This is a genomic window from Paenibacillus sp. 8b26 (genome assembly GCF_050626875.1).
In the GTDB taxonomy this organism is placed as follows: Bacteria; Bacillota; Bacilli; order Paenibacillales; family Paenibacillaceae; genus Paenibacillus.
The window spans coordinates 4,443,138-4,461,891 of record NZ_CP192445.1 but is presented as its reverse complement, the minus strand read 5'-3'; the positions used below and the strand labels follow the sequence as shown (position 1 = coordinate 4,461,891).

At 47.4% G+C, this 18,754-nt stretch carries 20 protein-coding genes; 7 read left to right on the top strand and 13 right to left on the bottom strand.

The genetic code is table 11. The features are described from left to right. Nucleotides 1-208 precede the first annotated feature (208 nt). Complete coding sequence (gene hemQ / locus ACQ4MX_RS20765) at nucleotides 209-988, top strand: hydrogen peroxide-dependent heme synthase (protein ID WP_431087071.1); 780 nt, start codon at nucleotides 209-211, stop codon at nucleotides 986-988. Nucleotides 989-1,143: 155 nt separating this feature from the next. Here the strand turns inward: hemQ and ACQ4MX_RS20760 are convergent, their stop codons facing one another. The 4 genes from ACQ4MX_RS20760 to ACQ4MX_RS20745 form a co-directional block, all read right to left on the bottom strand. Next, the gene (locus ACQ4MX_RS20760; protein ID WP_431087070.1) at nucleotides 1,144-2,307 is read right to left on the bottom strand and encodes an ABC transporter permease; all 1,164 of its coding nucleotides are present in this window, start codon (nucleotides 2,305-2,307) and stop codon (nucleotides 1,144-1,146) included. Then, nucleotides 2,304-3,641: an HlyD family secretion protein gene (locus tag ACQ4MX_RS20755; RefSeq protein ID WP_431087069.1), complete on the bottom strand. Its 1,338-nt coding sequence runs from the start codon at nucleotides 3,639-3,641 to the stop codon at nucleotides 2,304-2,306. Before ACQ4MX_RS20755 ends, ACQ4MX_RS20760 begins: the two co-directional genes overlap by 4 nt. Nucleotides 3,642-3,756: 115 nt before the next feature. Next, a complete protein-coding gene (locus ACQ4MX_RS20750) occupies nucleotides 3,757-4,263 on the bottom strand; it encodes a MarR family winged helix-turn-helix transcriptional regulator (RefSeq protein ID WP_431087067.1) in 507 nt (168 codons plus the stop codon). Nucleotides 4,264-4,429: 166 nt separating this feature from the next. Beyond that, a complete protein-coding gene (locus ACQ4MX_RS20745; RefSeq protein ID WP_431087066.1) occupies nucleotides 4,430-5,620 on the bottom strand; it encodes an NAD(P)/FAD-dependent oxidoreductase in 1,191 nt (396 codons plus the stop codon). Between the two features lie 244 nt (nucleotides 5,621-5,864). On the opposite strand from ACQ4MX_RS20745, the gene ACQ4MX_RS20740 reads away from it, so the two are divergent. Then, a complete protein-coding gene (locus tag ACQ4MX_RS20740) occupies nucleotides 5,865-6,869 on the top strand; it encodes an NAD(P)/FAD-dependent oxidoreductase (protein WP_431087065.1) in 1,005 nt (334 codons plus the stop codon). Nucleotides 6,870-7,029: 160 nt separating this feature from the next. Here ACQ4MX_RS20740 and ACQ4MX_RS20735 read toward each other — a convergent pair whose 3' ends face one another. Both ACQ4MX_RS20735 and ACQ4MX_RS20730 read right to left on the bottom strand, forming a co-directional pair. After that, nucleotides 7,030-7,173, bottom strand: a complete 144-nt coding sequence (locus ACQ4MX_RS20735) for a sporulation histidine kinase inhibitor Sda (protein ID WP_007431918.1) — start codon at nucleotides 7,171-7,173, stop codon at nucleotides 7,030-7,032. Nucleotides 7,174-7,455: 282 nt separating this feature from the next. Next, complete coding sequence (locus tag ACQ4MX_RS20730) at nucleotides 7,456-8,112, bottom strand: YheC/YheD family protein (RefSeq protein ID WP_431091374.1); 657 nt, start codon at nucleotides 8,110-8,112, stop codon at nucleotides 7,456-7,458. Nucleotides 8,113-8,333: 221 nt separating this feature from the next. Between ACQ4MX_RS20730 and ACQ4MX_RS20725 the strand changes: the two genes are divergently transcribed. Continuing rightward, nucleotides 8,334-9,881, top strand: coding sequence for a Ppx/GppA family phosphatase (locus ACQ4MX_RS20725; protein ID WP_431087064.1), 1,548 nt, complete (start codon nucleotides 8,334-8,336; stop codon nucleotides 9,879-9,881). On the opposite strand, the gene ppk1 is transcribed toward ACQ4MX_RS20725, so the two are convergent. Continuing rightward, entirely contained in the window at nucleotides 9,841-11,955 is a 2,115-nt protein-coding gene (ppk1, locus tag ACQ4MX_RS20720; protein WP_431087063.1) for a polyphosphate kinase 1, read from the bottom strand. The two genes, ACQ4MX_RS20725 and ppk1, sit on opposite strands and share 41 nt — an antisense overlap. 306 nt (nucleotides 11,956-12,261) lie before the next feature. Between ppk1 and ACQ4MX_RS20715 the strand changes: the two genes are divergently transcribed. The 3 genes from ACQ4MX_RS20715 to ACQ4MX_RS20705 all read left to right on the top strand — a co-directional run bounded on the left by ACQ4MX_RS20715 (nucleotide 12,262) and on the right by ACQ4MX_RS20705 (nucleotide 14,283). Next, nucleotides 12,262-12,507 (top strand): hypothetical protein, encoded by a 246-nt coding sequence (locus ACQ4MX_RS20715; protein ID WP_134912850.1) that lies wholly within the window; start codon nucleotides 12,262-12,264, stop codon nucleotides 12,505-12,507. Nucleotides 12,508-12,768: 261 nt separating this feature from the next. Further along, complete coding sequence (locus tag ACQ4MX_RS20710; RefSeq protein ID WP_431087062.1) at nucleotides 12,769-13,428, top strand: futalosine hydrolase; 660 nt, start codon at nucleotides 12,769-12,771, stop codon at nucleotides 13,426-13,428. Next, a complete protein-coding gene (locus ACQ4MX_RS20705; protein WP_431087061.1) occupies nucleotides 13,429-14,283 on the top strand; it encodes a 1,4-dihydroxy-6-naphthoate synthase in 855 nt (284 codons plus the stop codon). A 151-nt stretch (nucleotides 14,284-14,434) separates the two neighbouring features. On the opposite strand, the gene ACQ4MX_RS20700 is transcribed toward ACQ4MX_RS20705, so the two are convergent. From ACQ4MX_RS20700 to ACQ4MX_RS20675, 6 genes are all read right to left on the bottom strand, one after another. Further along, entirely contained in the window at nucleotides 14,435-14,749 is a 315-nt protein-coding gene (locus ACQ4MX_RS20700; protein ID WP_013311820.1) for a hypothetical protein, read from the bottom strand. Between the two features lie 312 nt (nucleotides 14,750-15,061). Further along, nucleotides 15,062-15,352, bottom strand: a complete 291-nt coding sequence (locus tag ACQ4MX_RS20695) for a hypothetical protein (protein WP_025682160.1) — start codon at nucleotides 15,350-15,352, stop codon at nucleotides 15,062-15,064. Nucleotides 15,353-15,358: 6 nt separating this feature from the next. Beyond that, nucleotides 15,359-15,697, bottom strand: coding sequence for a hypothetical protein (locus tag ACQ4MX_RS20690; protein WP_044645459.1), 339 nt, complete (start codon nucleotides 15,695-15,697; stop codon nucleotides 15,359-15,361). A gap of 30 nt (nucleotides 15,698-15,727) precedes the next feature. Then, nucleotides 15,728-16,072 (bottom strand): YkvA family protein, encoded by a 345-nt coding sequence (locus ACQ4MX_RS20685; protein WP_431087059.1) that lies wholly within the window; start codon nucleotides 16,070-16,072, stop codon nucleotides 15,728-15,730. A 10-nt stretch (nucleotides 16,073-16,082) separates the two neighbouring features. Beyond that, nucleotides 16,083-16,697 carry a hypothetical protein gene (locus ACQ4MX_RS20680; protein ID WP_431087058.1) on the bottom strand — a complete coding sequence of 205 codons (615 nt, stop codon included), beginning with the start codon at nucleotides 16,695-16,697 and terminating at the stop codon, nucleotides 16,083-16,085. 85 nt (nucleotides 16,698-16,782) lie between these two features. Beyond that, nucleotides 16,783-17,712: a DMT family transporter gene (locus ACQ4MX_RS20675; RefSeq protein ID WP_431087057.1), complete on the bottom strand. Its 930-nt coding sequence runs from the start codon at nucleotides 17,710-17,712 to the stop codon at nucleotides 16,783-16,785. Nucleotides 17,713-17,864: 152 nt separating this feature from the next. Here ACQ4MX_RS20675 and ACQ4MX_RS20670 point away from each other — a divergent pair, with 152 nt between their 5' ends. Next, the gene (locus ACQ4MX_RS20670; protein WP_431087056.1) at nucleotides 17,865-18,743 is read left to right on the top strand and encodes a LysR family transcriptional regulator; all 879 of its coding nucleotides are present in this window, start codon (nucleotides 17,865-17,867) and stop codon (nucleotides 18,741-18,743) included. Nucleotides 18,744-18,754 lie beyond the last annotated feature (11 nt).

The following is an 18,754-nucleotide window of genomic DNA, read 5'->3' as shown; positions in this document are numbered from 1 at the left end:
TCGAGAATACTAACTATTTTACGACTTGTGACCTGCATCACGGAAAAAATAAAATTCTTCACATTTCTTTCATTGGTGAAAATCCTTTATTTGGGCTACAATATAATAGTTAAGCATTACACATTCTTTATTCGCAGGACATACTTAAAACGCACATGTTTCGGCCATGCCGATGATTATTTACAGATTTGAAAAAGGAGTGACCATTGTGAACCAACATCAACCTCAACAACCCCCATCAACGCCAAATGAAGTAGCATCCACGCTGGAAGGCTGGTATGCACTTCACGATTTCCGATCCATCAACTGGACGGCATGGAAAACAGCAGACGATGAAGAACGCGCCGGAGCGCTGGACGAGCTTCAAGAGTTTATGAAGGAATGGAGCGTTACCGAGGAAGCGGGTCTGGGCAGCTCTGCCGTATATACTGTAATCGGACAAAAGGCTGATTTTGTTATGTTACATCTACGCGAAACGCTGGAAGACCTCAACAAACTCGAAAATGAGTTTAACAAAACCACCTTTGCCAAATATACGACTAAAACCTACTCTTACGTGAGTGTGGTGGAGCTGAGCAACTATTTGAGCAAAGAAGAAGATCCGATGCAAAATCCGCAAATTGTTGCACGTCTGAAGCCTGTTTTGAACAAGGCTCGTTATATTTGCTTCTATCCGATGAACAAAAAACGCGATCTGGACGACAACTGGTACATGCTTTCGATGGATGAGCGCCGCACTCTGATGCGCAGTCACGGTTTGATCGGACGCAGCTACGCTGGCAAAGTGAAGCAAATCATTTCCGGTTCCGTCGGCTTTGACGATTGGGAATGGGGGGTTACGCTGTTCTCCGACGACGCCCTTCAATTCAAAAAGCTAATCTACGAAATGCGTTTTGATGAAGTTAGTGCCCGTTACGGTGAATTTGGCTCCTTCTATGTCGGCAGCGTGTTGAACGAAGAAACATTTGAAGACATGTTAAAGCTGTAAAACGTAAATCACCAGAAACATTTTTAAAATAAATCGACCAAGGATTTCGTGAACTCCCGCTTAAGGGAATGCGGAATCCTTTTTATATGCTGCAAAGCCGCACAAGATGAGAAAAGGCCCCCTCACAGGCGCCTGAAAAATCATATTCTTTGATATTAGTGTAACACAGGTTCAACCACTACAGCTGCATCCTCGCTTTTTGACTTTCTTTTCTCCAGAGCAATCAGAATAAAGATCAGAAGCAACAAAGCACTTAACAGGATCAAAAATCCTCCAATCTCAGGAATGAAATACTTCAAGCTTCCGCCCTTGAATCCCATCCCTCTCAAAAACTTAAAATGCCAGGTTAATGGAAGAATGTTACTTACATACTGCAACGATGGAGGTAGCATAGCTACCGGCAATTGAGCACCACTCAGCATAAACGAAGGCAATATAAGCAGCATGAGACGCGGGGAAGCTTTTCCCGGATTAGCCGCACTCCATCCCAGAACCATTGCAAACAAACCCAAAGTAATCGTATACATTAAAAACGGAATACTCATCTGCCATGCATTGGCTTCAAAACGGAGTCCGCCGATCTGCTTGAGCAAACCAATGGATAGAAAAAAGGATACACATCCTACTACCGCATACGGTATCACCCTCAAAATCAGACCGTATGAATGCTGCAGCTCTTCTTTTAATCGTTCTTCCTCCCGTAAGCGAGGAACAATCGTCAGCGTAGCAGCACCAATCAGCGAAATCATGATTGTATTCATAAACCCCATAACCGAGGTCATCAGCGTAACGTTAGTGGGATTATACAATAGCCGCTGCTGGAGCAGCATATTGGAGGTAAGCCCTGTAACCTGGCTGTCACTCATTCCCATGCCCTTTAGTCCACCAACAGCCAGCATCGCATTTTCCGTGGCAATGATCTCCGTCACCGCCGACCGCAGATTCCCTGTAGCCAGCCCGACCGTGTTATCTACATAAAAGCCGATGTTGCTCTGGACTCCCTTAACTCTATTCTCCTCCAGACCTGCCGGAAGATAAATCACTGCAAAAAACTTTTCATTATATAAGAGTAAATTCGGATCGGTTTCATTCTCTTGCACATAACGTACATCAATATACTGGGATGCATTTAATTTATTAATAAGCTGTCGGCTATAATTACTATGATCTAAATCCACTACAGCTACAGAGGCATCGTTAAGCTGGTTATTTTTAAATACAAATCCGAATGCTACGGCAACTACGATAGGAACGAGCAGCATAATGAAAACCAGTCTGCCACTGATCAAGAGCTTCCATTCTTCTATAAACGCCTTCATTTCGTCACAACCTCTACCGTCATTCCAGGTAGTAATTCAGATGTTCGCTGAACATCTACCCTTACCTGGAAGGAGCTTATATCCGACGAACCTTTATCCCGGCTCATTCTCATGTTGGTATATTGCGGAGCAGAGGTAACGTATCTCACCTTGCCTTGGATATTTTTGTCTAAAGCTACGACATGTGAAGCCACATTTTCCCCTGCTTTAAACTGTGAGATGGAATCCTCATCCACATAAATATCATAGTATAGCTGGTTGGTTTCAATAACGACGCCTGTTGCCCCCGTAGCAACGATTTCTCCCATCTTGGGAACAATGCGGGACACTTTACCGTCTGCGGATGCCTTCAGCACCGTACGTCCGCGCTGCAATTCCAAGGTTTTGAGCTGAACGGTTAATGCCTGCTTTTGTTGAGCCAGAAGATCCACGTTGTATTCACTATTTTTAACATCTTTACGTGTTTGGGAGGTCTGGGTTAATGCTTCCTTGGCCTTTTCTGTTTTGATGCGGGCCTGTTCGCGTTCCTCTGCGGTTGCACCTGCCTCCATTTTTTCCAGAGCGGTTTGCTGCTGGGCGATACTATTTTTAGCAATGTCGGATTGTTTGCTGGCCGCAGTAATCTGATTATTGGCAATCTCCACCTGATCCCGGGCTGTATCCAGCGCAATTTGTGCAGAATCCAGTTGGTTTTTAGCGTTATCCAGCTCCGCCTTGGTTCCAGCCCCAGCATCGTACAAAGCTTTGATACGGTTGTAATTGACTTTAGCCAGTTCCAGCGCCTGTTGTCTGGAGGTCACTGTCTTTTGCGCGATCTCTGCATTTCTTTTGGCTGTCTCCACTCCTGTCAGAGATGCGTCCAGCGATTGCTGCGCCGCTTCAATAGCCAGCTTTTGCTTTTGGATATCCTCCGCACGTGTGCCTTGGTTCAACAGGGATTCTCCCGCTTGCGCAGCCTGAATATCGAGTTGCCCCTGTTTTTCTGAAGTCGAAATTTTCTCCGACTGATTTTGCAGTCCGTCTTCAGCCTGCTTTATTTTTACATCAGCCTGCGCGATATCCGTTTTTAATTTCTCAATTTGCAGGTCGAGGTCCACAGGATCGAGGGTCATGAGCACATCCCCTTTTTTCACCTGTTGCTCCTCCTTCACCTCAATGGTGTTCACTCTTCCCCCAACGCCCTGAAAGGCAGCATTTACGGTATCTGCCGTAAGCAGCGTGTTTTTTTGTGTGGCAGCCATACTCACAGCATCCTTGCCGCTCATAGCCATCAGCGTACCTCCAGTACCTAACGCGGCAACAAGTATAACGTACACAATGATCTTTTTATTCATTGCAATGAACTCTCCTTCATGATGATTTAGCCAATAATAAGCGGAAAATGATTGTTTAAAAAATAAGTACGAAATCTGATAGTACGACGTCTAACTATCGGCCTCGGGAAAGGTATTATTCCCGTTTTATTCTCTCCAGACCTTTGGAAAGCTTCTGTAGCATCCCAGCGAAGTGAACATGATCTTCCTTCGTAAATTCCTTCAATAAATCCGAAAAAAGCTGAATGAACATCGGAATTCTTTCCGTCATTAACTGTCTTCCTTCCTCAGTCAAGTAGATCGCAGTCATACGGCGATCTACCAGTGTACTTCTTCGGATGATACCGTCACGTTCCAGCTTGTCGATTACACTGGTTACGGTTGAACGTGTAACTCCTGAATATTCGGCCAATTCAGATGGAGTCAACGCACGTTCATGCAGATACAGCGGAATTAAAATTTTCATACTTCCAATCGATAGTCCATATTCGGACAGTCTGGAGCACACACCATTGTATACTTCATGAGCTGTCTGAATGAAAAGCGCTAGCGTACTCAACGATTGGGGGTCCACATGGGGAAATTTTTCTGCCAATAAATTTATCTTTTTGGGATCACTCTTGAAGTTAAAATCAGAATACAACGTGAAGGCCCCCCTCTGTAATTAATATCCACACTATACGTCGCCGTATAGTTATGTGTCAATACCCTTTTTAGGGGTACATTAATAAAAAAGGTTTCCAAGCTCCCTGGCCAGGAGTCATGGAAACCTTCTCAATGCAAAGGATTTTTTGATGTCATGTTCAAGTTTAGAAAAACCGTCCCTTTTTCAGCACCAGCGGAATCCCGCCAATGATGAACAGATAGCGGATATCCACAATTTTTTTCAGCTGTGCGGCAATCCAGCCCTTTATTTTGCGATTGCCCACGACCGCGACAGCCTCCCCTTTTCCAAGAGAAGCAACCGTTCCTTTATTGGAAAATACGAACTTATGCAGCTCCTTTTTCCGTAGCGTAGCTGCTAAATTCTTCGCACAGAGTACCCCTTGCTGCATCGCAATTTGGGCGGTCGGCGGATACGGGCGTCCTTCGGGATTAAACATTAAAGAACTGTCCCCGATAATGAAAATGTCCTCATGACCCGGTGCACGCAGAAAATCGTCGATCTTCACACGTCCGCGCATCACTTCAAATCCGGCTTTCTCGATCAGACCGTTACCACGAATACCTCCAGTCCACACGACCGTGCAAGCTTCGATTTTCTCATCCTCACCGACAATGACGCCATCCTCAAGACATTCCTTAATGGGAACACCGATGCGGAAGGTGACGCCCTTGCGCTTGAGAACATCCATCGCGTACTCTACCAGCTCTGGATCGAAGCCCGGTAATGCCGTAGGAGCCGCCTCGACGTTAATAATTTGAATCCGGTTAAAATCAATATCATAGACTCTTGCCAATTGCGGCAGACGATCCGCCAGCTCCGCTACGAATTCAATCCCGCTAAAGCCCGCACCTCCGACTACAAAATTTAGTCGTCCGGGGTTCCCGTCATTTTTATACAGGGCAAGCTGGTATTCGACATGCTCACGAATCAAGCGGACCGAGTTAATACTTCGAATCGTAAGCGCGAACTTATCCATCCCCTGAATACCGAAGGTTTCCGGTTCCCCGCCCAATCCGATTACCAGATAATCGTAGGATAGCGATCCATCCTCCAGCACGATTTTTTTCTCCTTCGGTATGATTTCCTTAACCGTCCCTTTGATTAGATCCACCTTGAACTCATCGATCAGCTGCGAAATCGGAATCCGTGAATGCTCAATCGTATCCGTACCCGCCGCAGGCATGTGGAGATGCGTTGTTATATAGTGGTAATCATGGCGGTTAACCAGCGTGACATCCGCCTCGTTGTGCTTGAGCTCCTTTTGCAATTGCTGAGCCGTCAAAATACCGCCATACCCGGCGCCCACAATGACAATTTTGGGAACACTGCTCATGCTTCTACCCCTTCCGGTTTACGTAATCAGTGATTATTCACAGCTTTGCTCTCAAAATGGCTAATTTATACACGCCGGATAACCTTCATTAAAATATTAATCACTTAAACTTTCCAAGCGGAACCCGGCAGTTTATAATGATAAACAGTGAATCATGCGTTCGGCGGCTTTCTAAACCTCTATGCGGCTGATTCTACATTCAATATCCATTATCCATACTATCCCTTTCGGAGGTGTTTTTAGAGTGACAGTTCAATCCACAGGTGCGGAACTCCGCGATCTGATTATCATCGGAGGCGGCCCAGCCGGTATTTTCGCTGCTTTCTACGGGGGAATGCGTCAGGCATCCGTCACCTTAATTGAAAGTATGCCCCAACTCGGGGGCCAGCTTGCAGCCCTTTATCCTGAAAAATATATTTATGACGTCGCTGGCTTTCCTAAAGTGACTGCACAGGAACTAGTCAACAATCTGGTTCAGCAGATGAACCACTTTAATCCAGAAGTACAGTTAGAAGAGAAGGTCGTATCATTAGAGAAAAAGGAAGAACGCCACTTCATCGTCAAAACAGATAAAGGCGGCGAGTATCACGGAAAAGCGGTCATTATTACCGCTGGCGTGGGTGCTTTCGAGCCGCGTAGACTGGAACTGCCGGGCGCAGATCGTTTTGAAAAAACGAACCTGCATTACTTTGTCAGCGACCTGAGCAAATTTGCAGGCCGGAAAGTGCTGATCAGCGGCGGCGGCGACTCTGCGGTAGACTGGGCGCTCATGCTGGAACCGATTGCAGAACAGGTTACATTGATTCACCGCCGCGACAAGTTCCGTGCGCATGAACACAGTGTAGAAAACCTCCTCGCTTCCAAAGTAAACGTCGTTACACCGACTGAAATTACAGAGCTGCACGGGGAAGACTCAATTACGAAGGTTACCCTTGCTCATGTAAAAACCAAAGAAGCTCAGGAAATCGAAGTGGACGATGTGATCGTTAACTTTGGATTTGTATCTACTCTCGGCCCGATTGCCGAATGGGGAATCGAAATCGAAAGTAACTCCATCGTGGTCGATTCCCGTCAGGAAACGAATATTCCCGGCATTTTCGCCGCAGGGGACATTACGACCTATCCGGGCAAGCTCAAGCTGATTGCTGTCGGCTTCGGTGAAGCGCCTACGGCCGTCAACAACGCCAAGGTTTATGTAGATCCGGACGCCAAGCTGTCCCCGGGTCACAGCAGTAACATGAAACTGTAGTCTATTCTAGACTATGACAAAAAAGGGTATTTTACTCCAAATTTGAATCGTTGGAGTGAAATACCCTTTTCTACGGTGTGCCTATTCGTTGCAGTGATTGTCCGTAAAGTCATTCGAACCCTGAATGACTTCACAGTCGCAGTACGAGAGCTTGTCCGGTCTAATGAAGGACTACGGCTGTATTCATCTCTAAGTTTCTTTTGTGAATCTCAGCCAGCAACAGTGCAATGAAGTCACATTCAAGTTTAAGCTCGATTGCCATCTGATAGGAATCCAAAAGCATTTCATCCGTCAGCATAGCCATCCTCGACACAACCTTTCCTTTTATTTCAAAATCTATTCTATCAAAATACCAAAAACGGAACAAGCGTTCTGTTATCCACAGCATGTTGTGGAAATCCTGTGTATAAATTGTTGGTAAGTGTCGTTAACCCATATATGTGACAGGGGATAATGTGGACAATACTTATACACAGGGTTTTGACGCTTCTAAATAAAAAAAATATTTTTATAGTTTACACATATATATTATATTTACAATCTAATAAATTGAAATTAATGGAGGTTAATTTAAGAAATTCAACGATTATTGGGGTCTTGTGTTTACCTCCAAAATCCATATCCGTCCATTCGGATCAAGCCCATAATCAAATCCCAATTGTCCAATCCCCGGAAATCTGCCCTCCAGTACAGGAATACACCGCTGTGTAAGATTAACCATTTCACGTCGCTTTCGGGTAGCCACCCAGCGGGGATAAATCATCCGAAGCGCATTCATTCCCTTCATCAGAGTTCCCCCTTTGCAGAGGTTCGTAATAACCAGTCCGGGGCGAGCATGACGTGCGACCACCGACCGGAAACCCCATCTCTGGCCCACCTTCACCACTTTTACCCGATAGTCAACTGGTCTGCCCTGAATAGTGGCCAACCTAATACCCTGCTGAATCAAATACGGACGCTGGAGCCGGAGCTTTCCGATTCCGACAGCAAGCGCTCGAAAGCTACTAAACCGGTATGTGCGTTCCATGCGCGTGCAGGTGTATTCCCTGCGTTCCTTAGCCACACGCATAACTCCGATTCCACCGCCGCCCTTCACGGGCTTTATGAATACAAAGCCATACCGCCTTAGCATCATGCGCAACTGTTCCTCGTTATAAAGACTGGTTTCCGGTATATAAACGGCGGTATGTGGATGGTGCAACAGCGCCTTCGTCTTTAACCATTTGCTTGCAAGTTGTCTCATCATACCCTTTCTCCTTTCGCCGTCAGGTATACTTATACATACTCAACAGCAACTAACTATTCTTGGATGATAGTCCAAGGTTCAAGTCCATTTCGGCAAGATCCCTGCCAACGGTAGCATGCACCTGATATCACTGGTACAATGACAATAATCTGACTACCATTTGCACGGAGTAGCGAAATTTACGGGCAAATCGTTTTTTTCGACAAGGAGGTCATACCATGAATAGCAAAATCGGCATCATGGACATTGGATCAAACTCCATTCGTCTAGTAATTTATGAAATGACAGAGACAGGAGCCTACCGGATTGTGCAGGAATGTAAGGAAGCCGCACGACTGAGCGAGAAGGTTGGGGCGAATGGTCGTATGGAACGGGAGGCCGTTCGGAGCATCGCTCCATTGCTGAATCAATTTTTGGCGGTATGCCGTATGCACGGGGTCATTCGTATGCGAGCAGCAGCTACAGCCGCCATCCGCAATGCGGCGAATTCAGATGAAATTGTCCAATGGATCGCTGAGGATACGGGCTTAACGCTGGAAATACTGAGCGGAGAGCAGGAGGGCTATGCGGGCTTTCTGGGCGTGGTAAATACAATGAACGTGAACGATGGGATTATTATAGATATTGGGGGCGGCAGCACCGAAATTACACTGTTCCGTGAGCGGCAGCGGCTTCATACCATATCGTTTCCTTTTGGCGCGGTCAACATGAATTGGCGCTTTGGTCGGGAAGTCAGGAACGGTGAATGGTCCCCTCAGCAGATTGAGGAGATGGAGAGCTTCGTCCGTTCTTCGCTGCAAAACCATGATTGGATCTTTTCCAATCCGGGCCTGCCGTTCATCGGTCTGGGCGGTACCTTGCGTACCTTGGCTAAAATCAATCAGAAGCGGCAGGATTACTCGTTGCCCGTGACGCACCATTACGAAATGACGACAGAAGATGTCGATTATTTTTATGTCAGTCTGCCCCATCTTCCCTATGAAAAACGCAAAAAAACAGCCGGCCTGTCCAAAGACAGAGCCGACATTATTGTACCGGGGCTAATTATCTTGAAAACGATATTCGAGGCCGCTCAAGGCTCCACCTATTTGGTCAGCGGAGCGGGCTTGCGTGACGGACTGTTTCATGAGCTGGTCAATTCCGAACAGCCCGTGGTCGACAATCCACTCATCGCGTCGATCCGCAATATACTTTCATTCGCTGTTCCGGTTAGCGAAGCGCACGTCAAACGGGTTAACGAGTACGCTGTCCGACTTTATGACGAACTCGTTGACATATGGACTGACGTGTCATCCTCAGCGATGGACAAACGTTTGCTGCTGACCGCCGCAACACTGTACAAAACCGGAGCGGCCTTGAACTACTACCATTTCCGGCAGCATTCCGTGTTCTGGATTCTACATGCAGGCATCGGCGGTCTGTTCCATCGGGAAACGGTGCTGGCCGCGCTGATTGCGGACTACCATCCCAAGAATCGGACGCCTCGCCTATTGCGCACACATGCCGACATTCTGGAGTCTTCCGACGAGGCGCGTGTACATCGACTCGGCTCGCTGCTCCAGCTTGCGATTGGCATGGATCGGAGCGAATCCGGCATTATCACCAGCATCAATCCCGCCACAGGAGACGATGCACTGCATCTTCGTCTGGAAAGCATGGGTGAACCAATTCTGGAACAGCGGGAACTGGAGGCTGTCGCCAAAGATTTTCAAAAAGCATGGAACCTTACGTTATCATGGTCCATTCTTCCTTCTTCCAATTTCTAACCTTCATAGCTTCGGATTGGCTCCGCATAGGGGCCTCTTCGTCGTTTCTGGACACAAACTGATAGCTACCGTTAGGCAGAAGCTGCCGCGCCTTCACATTATCCCTCAAGGACAAATGCAAAATATCCGACAGCATCCCCTTGATCCGGTCATCATAAATCGGGCACATTAGTTCAATCCGACGTGTCAGGTTGCGAGTCATCCAGTCCGCGCTGGACAGGAACAACTCCGAAGCCCCCGCATTTTCAAAATAGAACAACCTTGAATGCTCCAGAAAGCGATCCACAATACTGATGACGCTGATATTCTCGCTGAATCCTTCCACACCGGGACGCAAGCAACAAACCCCTCTAATGATCAGATCAATCTTCACACCCGCCTGAGAAGCTGCATATAGTTCATCAATCATCTCCTGACTGGATAAGGAGTTGATTTTGGCGATAATCCGGGCGGGCTTGCCTGCCAAAGCTTGCTCTGCTTCCCTACGGATCAGCTCGAACAGCTTGTTCTTCATCCCTGTTGGAGCCACCGTGAAAGCCTGCAAGGTCTTGAGCGCGGAAAAGCCTGTAATTTCATTAAACAGCTCGGAAGCATCCTCGCCAAGCACCGGGTCGGATGTGAACAAACCAATATCCGTATACACCCGTGCTGTGCTTTCATTGTAATTGCCTGTGCCCACATGCACGTAGCGCTTGAGCGCGTTACGCTCGTGGCGTACCACGAGAATAATTTTGGCATGCGTCTTCAATCCGACCAGACCGTACACCACATGACAGCCTGCTTTTTCAAGCTTGCGTGCCCAGGCAATATTACGTTCCTCGTCAAAGCGGGCTTTCAGCTCCACGACCACCGTTACCTGCTTGCCCGATTCAGCCGCACGAGCTAATGCCGGGATCAACTTGGATTCACCGTTGACACGGTACAAAGTCATTTTGATCGCCATCACATCCGGGTCCTCGGACGCTTCAATCACAAAATCAGTCACCGCATCAAACGATTCATACGGATGGTACACCAGCACGTCCCGTTTACGGAGTACGTTGAAAATATCCTCCTGCGGAGGCAGCTCTTCCGGGTACAACGGCTTGATCGACGGAAACTTCAAATGCGAATACCCTTCCAATTGATCAGCAAAGGACGACAGAAACGTCAAATCCAGCGGCCCGTCCATCTCAAACACATGATCGAATAGTTTGAATTCGCGCTGAAGCTCCATCAAAGCAAAAGGATGAATCCCTTTTTCCACTTCCAGCCTTACCGGCGCACCGCGTCTTCTTCGACGCAGTTCTTTTTCAATCTCTTCGAGCAAATCTTCGATTTCTTCTTCATTAATGGACAAATCGGAATTGCGCGTGACACGAAAGGCTTGAACCGATTCCGGCACATAGCCCGTGAACAGCGTTTGAATATGATGCTTGATCAGCTCTTCAATTAAAATGAATGATTTCTTCTTGCTATTGGAACGTAGCGGCACAGACACGACACGCGGAATATTGGAAGGCACCTGCACGATGGCAAAAAACGGCTTATCCTCCTCCGTATCCCCTTGACGTCTCAATACAACTGCCAAATATACGTTTTTATTATGAACCAGTGGAAAAGGACGGCTCTGATCGACCGCCATCGGCGTCAGCACCGGAAATATAATTTCATGAAAGTAGGTATCCAGAGACTTGCGCTGTGTCGCATTCAAGCCCTCATATTCAAGCAGCAAAATCCCCTTTTTCGTCAACAGGCGAGAAATTTCGCGGTAGGTTCGATACTGCTCCGATACCATCGAGACCGTGCGCTTGATCAGCCGTTTGTATAAACCGGAGGGGGTATATCCGGTGAAGTCCTTTTGCATAAAACCGGCCTTGATCTTCTCCCGCGTTTCTGCCACCCGAACAGCCATAAATTCATCCAGATTGCTGGACACAATCGCCAAAAATTTGGCTCTCTCCAGCAACGGTGTATCTGTATCCTGCGCTTCCTGAAGCACACGGCGGTTAAATTCAATCCAGCTTAAATCCCGATTAAAGTAGCGTTCTGACCCAGCTTTATCTTTATCCTTATTCTGACTCTCTATCAACATATGGCCTCCATCAATCATGCAGTATAGTTATGCTTCATTGTACTATTAGATGAAACGCACTAGCATCATAGCTGTGTAAACGCAATGTAAAATGTGTGTAAACGCAGCCTGATGTTGAAAAGGTCACTCGGATACTTTACAAAAATAGCATTAAAGGGTACAGTGTTTACGTCTGTTTCATTGAGGTAAATTGTCGAACCGTACTTTTTTATTGTTTATTATGTTTATCATGTTGTTACTTACCACATAGCAACCATGTTCAATTGCTTTATTTTCAAATGGCATCATATAGGGAGGATTTACGTTATGGAACCCAAGAAAACGCCACGCGTACTGCAAAAAAACATCGAATTTTTCACCGCGGCGCTGTCTCAACACCTCGTTTCAGTCTGGCAGGAGGACCCGACGGGCGTATACTGCGAGATTGGCAACGGATATATCGAATTGTTCAGCAGCGAGATGATTCGGGTGCGCAATCAGGATGGGACCCAAAGCCATTATGACCGCAATATCACGATGTTTCAGTTGATCACCAAGGATCAGCCGATATAATTATTATATGCTATGCCTGTACTGTTCTTCCAGATTAGAATTGCTTTTTTACCTTGAAAATAACTGATGTCCAACTGTTACCACAGGGTAATCGTTATTATTTAAGGCAGCGATGCTGCTGGCTTTCGATTTGTGGAAATATTGCAGGTTTATACAAAAAGCGCCACAGAGCGCTTTTTTTGTCGTTATTTTTTGAACATCGTTTCAAAAAGCAGTATGATGAAGTAGCATATGATCTTAAATTTAAAGGGGTATCAACCGATGGAGCATACAACAGCAGACGGACGCATCCTGATCATGACCGCAGTTGAGGGCGAAAGGGAAGCCGTGCTGCGCGGGCTGAAAGGCGACAGCCGCTTTGCGGTTGAGCTGGCTGGTGTGGGCGCTCCGTCCGCAGCAGCTTCGACCGCGTTGGCACTGGCTGGCGGTGGCTACCGCCTAGTCATCAGCGCCGGAATCGGCGGCGGCTTCGTGGATGTAGCCGCACTGGAGAGCGTCGTCGTCGCTGACGCGATCATCGCCGCCGACCTCGGGGCCGAGACGGCGGAGGGCTTCAGCAGCGTGGACGAGCTGGGCTTCGGCTCCAGCCGAATCGCCGTGAACGGCGCAACCACGCATCGGCTCGTTCAGGCGCTGCGTGCCGCCGGACAGACAGCCGTCGCCAGGCCGATCCTGACCGTCACGACGGCGACAGGTACGGCGGCTACCGCAGAACGGCTGGCTGCGCGCATTCCCGGGGCTGCTGCCGAAGCGATGGAGGGCTACGGGGTAGCCGTAGCGGCGAACAAGCTGGAGCTGCCTGTGATGGAAATCCGCACGATTTCCAATGCCGTGGGTCCACGTGACCGCGCAGCCTGGCGGATCAAAGAGGCTTTGCAAGCGTTGGAAGCCGCATTCTCTACATTAACGGAGGTTATATAGATGCAAATTGCTTTTTCACCTTGTCCCAACGACACCTTTGTCTTCCATGCCCTGGCGCATGGCTTGATTCCCGGCGCACCTGAGCTGGACATCACTTTTGCTGATATCGACATCACCAACAATCTGGCGGTAACGCCAAACGGGCTGGATGTCATGAAAATCTCGTATGCCGCGCTCCCTTGGGTGCTGGATGAATACGCCCTGCTGCCTTGCGGTGGTGCTCTCGGCCGGGGCTGCGGACCGCTCGTGCTGACCAAGGAAGACACCACGGCTCAAGGCCCGGAAGCCCTGTCCGGCAAGCGCGTAGCCGTGCCGAGTGAACGCTCCACGGCCTATCTCCTGTTCCGTCTGTGGGCGGCCAAACATGTGCCGGGAGGGGTCGGCGAAATTGTCGTGATGCCGTTCGACCAGATCATGCCTGCTGTTCGTGACGGACATATGGATGCCGGGCTGGTTATTCACGAGGCACGTTTCACGTATCCATCCTACGGTCTCAGCAAGCAAGTGGATCTGGGCAGCTGGTGGGAAGAAGATACGGGTCTCCCGATCCCGCTTGGAGCCATTATTGCCCGCCGTTCTCTGGACCTCGATGCGATCGCAGGCTGGATACACGCCTCTGTCGAGTATGCTTGGAAGCATCCCGAGGCCTCGCGCGAATATGTATTGTCCCATGCACAGGAGCTGTCTCCGGATGTGGCCCAATCGCATATCGACCTGTATGTGAACGACTTTACCGCCAATCTGGGCGACAGTGGATACGCAGCCATCGAAGCACTGCTCGGACGCGCCGCACAGGAAGGACTTGTGCCTTCGTTTGATTTAGCCAAGCTACGCCTTGCATCCACCATCCGCTAACGGACCGACATTGCATGTTTTCCTGCTGAATAGAGCAGTTTAAACATATAAAACCTCCCGAACGAGCACATTGCCTAGCCATGCGCCCCATTCGGGAGGTTTTATGATTTCATATTGCGAATCATCATTCAGACTCGCCTGATCCTTGTCCTTAGTTCTGTTCCACGACCTCGGTCTTAAACACGTTATCCAATTTGGTACCCAATCTTTTGACCAGTGGCACCTTAATATCCCGGCTCAGCTCCTTGAAAAAAGCGTCCATGTCACAATTAATCTTATCCAACACGACCTTTACGGTGCCCTCTGCCAAGATCTGCTCATTCAGATCTTCCGGTACGGTAACCGAGATATCATACTTTTTGCTTAACGTTTTAATGTAGCGGGTAAAGATTTCGATAAGCTCCTCATTGTTGAACTTCTCGACTGCAACTTGCCCTTTGTTCGTAAATTTCAAATTCACTCTCACGTTAGCATTTCCCCTTTTCCTTTTGACCATTTATTTTGGATAAACGTTGAACCTTACGAGGCTCTTCAAAGAAAGGGCCTTACCGGTCGTTTTAGACTCTTGTCCTTTGATATACTAAGTATAACACATTAAGTCCGTTTTCATTTCCCAACTTGTCGTTTTATGATAAAAAATGATACAATTTGCGCATTTTCAACATTAATTCTTTCTTTTCATGCCAATCATTAGGAAGATTTTATACATAAATACACAAAAAAACGCCTATCTCGCAAAAGAAAGACGTTTCCGTATAGATGCTTATACAGTATGGATTTACAAAGGTTTTGTACATTCCCAACCATGTGAACGATACTCACGTACCGCATCCCGTACATCCTCAATATCATCGGTGTGCAGCAGAACTGCAGGTAAAATCACCCAGTATTCATTCTCTGCCAGATCAATAAATACATCCTCGACGTCATAATATTGCATATCGCCAAAAGCCGTATCCCTGATTTTCTGTCCAACCAAAGGTGTAAAATGGGAATCAAATGTTTTGATCACCTTCGTATATTCCTTCACGCCCGTTGCTGATATCTGCTGTGAAATAATGACGCTCAATGCTGTTTACCTCCCTGACTGATAATGCTCATTATAACCTCTTATCAGGCCTTCTACAAAACCTTGTGCTGCAAAAATAATAAAAATCAACAACCCGATGCCGATCCCAACGGAGCTTAAAACGATAATCAGGATGCCCTGTGTATTACGTTGCTCTATCCGTTTCGTCAAAATGCCGAAGACTAAACCCAGAATAGCCGACAGATTACCAATGACTAAAATACTTAATAGTAGCCCCAATCCTGCAAAAATCCAGCCAAACAAAGCAAGCACCCAGCCCTGCGGCTGCGGCTCACTCTGTCTCATCTGCCAGCGTTCCCTCGCTGTAGACGTGTACCTATCCATTCTTTAGCTCCCCCGCTCTTTAAGCAATACTCAAGAAAGAAATTCGTTCGCCTTCTCCCGGTGGGCAGGCTTGATATGCATGTCCAGCACTTTTAAGGCCGCCAGCACGACACCCGCATCATCCGTGAATCCCAGCACCGGAATGACATCCGATATCGCATCCAATGGAGAAATAAAATACGCCAAGGCCCCGAAGGCCACCCCTTTAGCATAAAGAGGCGTTTCAGGATCTATCGCACAATAGTACATGGCCACCGCATCCTTCACAAAAGGAACCTTTCCGGCCGTGGATTTCACCTTTTTGAAAAATCCCTTTTTCACCTGTTCTTCCTGCTTCGGATCATACTTGGCTTTAGTTACATCAAAATCCTTCATAAGGTACCTCCTATTTCTGACTGGCAAGCTTGAAAATTCCACCTTCTCGCTTTCCAAGTTCATAATTTTGTACCGTCATTTCCACCTTCGTATTTTTATCCCATACCGGAATCTTGTCCGACGTACCATACTGTTTCATAGCTATGTCTATGACTTCCTCCGCCTTCTTCGTCAAAGTAGAAGAAGCCATATTATATTTACCATAACCTTGATAAGCCCCACCCAAACCAAGATTCGGTTGATTGTTCACATTTAAAAGCACACCCTTCAACGTACCATTCTCTGCTACATCAAAGGTCACTTTTTCCAATACAAAATCATCAGTAACGACGGAAGTCTGCTCTAATGCATGCGATATGGACGACAGGTTGGCTGCTAATCTAACCCGTTGCAGCAGGGCCTCTGTATCCTTTTGTTGCTTTGTCAATGCTTGCGTTGTCTTGTTGAGTGAAGCATTCGCTGTAGTTAAAGTGTTTACCTTTGCAGTCAGATTATAATTCCATAACGCCAAGGTAATACATCCGAGTACAGCTATTCCTGAAATGACCGTGGCTACAACTGCGAGCTTACGAACAGCCTGTGGTTGCGGCTCCACAGACTGAGTATGACTGCTTAATTCCCCCATAGCAAACTTCCTCTCTATTTACATAGTCATATTTTACTATGACCCCCTTTTATAATCTAGTATATTCTTCCTACTTTCTCATTCTCTATTTATTGGTGCAGGTTTTCGTTTCATTGGCCCTTGAGCTTCGGTTGCCTCGTTTTCCCGGTAAAGCCGTATTCACCAGATACACACTGCCCGCGATCAGCACCAATCCCACCACGAACGTCAGGGTAAGCGATTCCTTGAGCATCACCATACTAAAGATCGTAGACAGCACCGGAATCATAAACGTATAGGAACCAACCGTTCCTGCTTCTCCGTTGTCAATCAGTTTAAAATAAATCATCCAGCCCATTGCAATCACGAATACGGATATAAACAGCAAGATACCGATAAAGGAAGGGCTCCAATGAATATCGCTCCATTTCTCCGTGGTAAGTCCAATCCCATTGAGTAGAATTCCCCCAAAAATGAGCTGCATCGTCACCGCCCAAATGGAGTCCAACTGCTTGCTTTTTTTCTTCATATAAATCGTTCCGAGCGCCCAACACAGTCCAGAGGCCAGCCCCAGCACGATACCCAAGACGGACAAATGCCCTGCCATCCCGCCGGAGCTAATCACGATCACCCCGCCAAAGCCAAGAACCAGTCCAATGACCTTCATCGGAAACATGCGCTCACCCAACCACAACCAGGAGAACAATCCAAGCAAGATCGGCTGTAGGAATACTAAAGTGGAAAATAACCCGGCAGGCAAATATCGTAGCCCCACCGTCTGCAAGCCATAGTAGCCTGCAATATTAAGTATCGCCAGAACGAGATAGGTCCACGCATTCTGCCTCAAACGCAAAGTTTCCCTGTGACGCATAGCAAACATAAGCAGGATTAGCCCGCCCAGCAACGTACGTATGCCTGAAAATAAAATCGGCGGTGTATCCGGCAAAGCCAGCTTGGTCAACGGCCAGTTAATCCCCCACACCATCACTAATATTAATACAAGCCACAGCGTAGCTTTAGGTGTTAATGTTTTCATAGATTTCTTCCTCTCCCCTAGCGATAATCATCGCTCATTTCATACGGCTATAATCATTTACAGCCATTTGCAAAACTTCACTTTACTAGCGTATACTGTGGGCACTAATAAATAAAATGAATGTTTTCGATAAGGGAGATAACTTTTCGCTTATGACCATTACCCAAATCATGATCTTTGTCCGCGTAGCTGAAACGCTAAACTTTACCCAAACTGCCCATGAACTGCATATGACACAACCCGCAGTCAGCCATGCCATCGCCAGTATTGAGAGTGAGCTGGATGTCCAGCTATTGCTGCGTGACCGGAAAAAAGGCGTGCTGCTGACAGATATCGGGCAAAAGGTACTGCTGCAATTCCGCATGATACTGCAAAGCATGGAAAAGGTAGAGCAGCAGGTCGCCGCCGAAAAAGGGCTGGACGTTGGCACCATCACCATCGGAGCCTTCCCTTCGGCATCCGCCTATTTTCTGCCTCCAATCATACATCATATTCGCCAGCATTACCCGAATCTCATATTCGACCTGCATGAAGGCTCCACCAATGAAGTTAAGGAATGGCTGCATAACAGAGAGATTGAAGCAGGTATCATTCTGCTGCCAGATCCGCAGGTGGATGTGATCCCTTTATGTCAGGATAATATGGTTATTCTCCTGCCGGACGGTCACCCTCTGCAATCGCAAAGCAAAATCGCCATTCGAGAATTGAGCCAGCAGGATATGATCTTCTGTAAAGGCGGACATGAGGTTGCCATTATGGAAGGCTTCGAGCGAGAACAAAGCCAGTTGCAGGCACGTTTCACTACTCACAATGTCAGCACCCTGGTCAGCATGGTTCGACAAGGACTAGGCATGGGGATCGTCTCATCCCTCTCCTTGTCCACATTCCCCCATGATCTGACTGTCAAGGAAACCACACCTCTGATTACGCGCCAGATTGGTATCGCTATGCCATCCCTGCACAATGCTTCTCTGGCTGTACAGTTATTTGTGCGCACCGCACAGGAGCTTTTTACCGATTTGGAGAAGTAGAAGCATTTGGA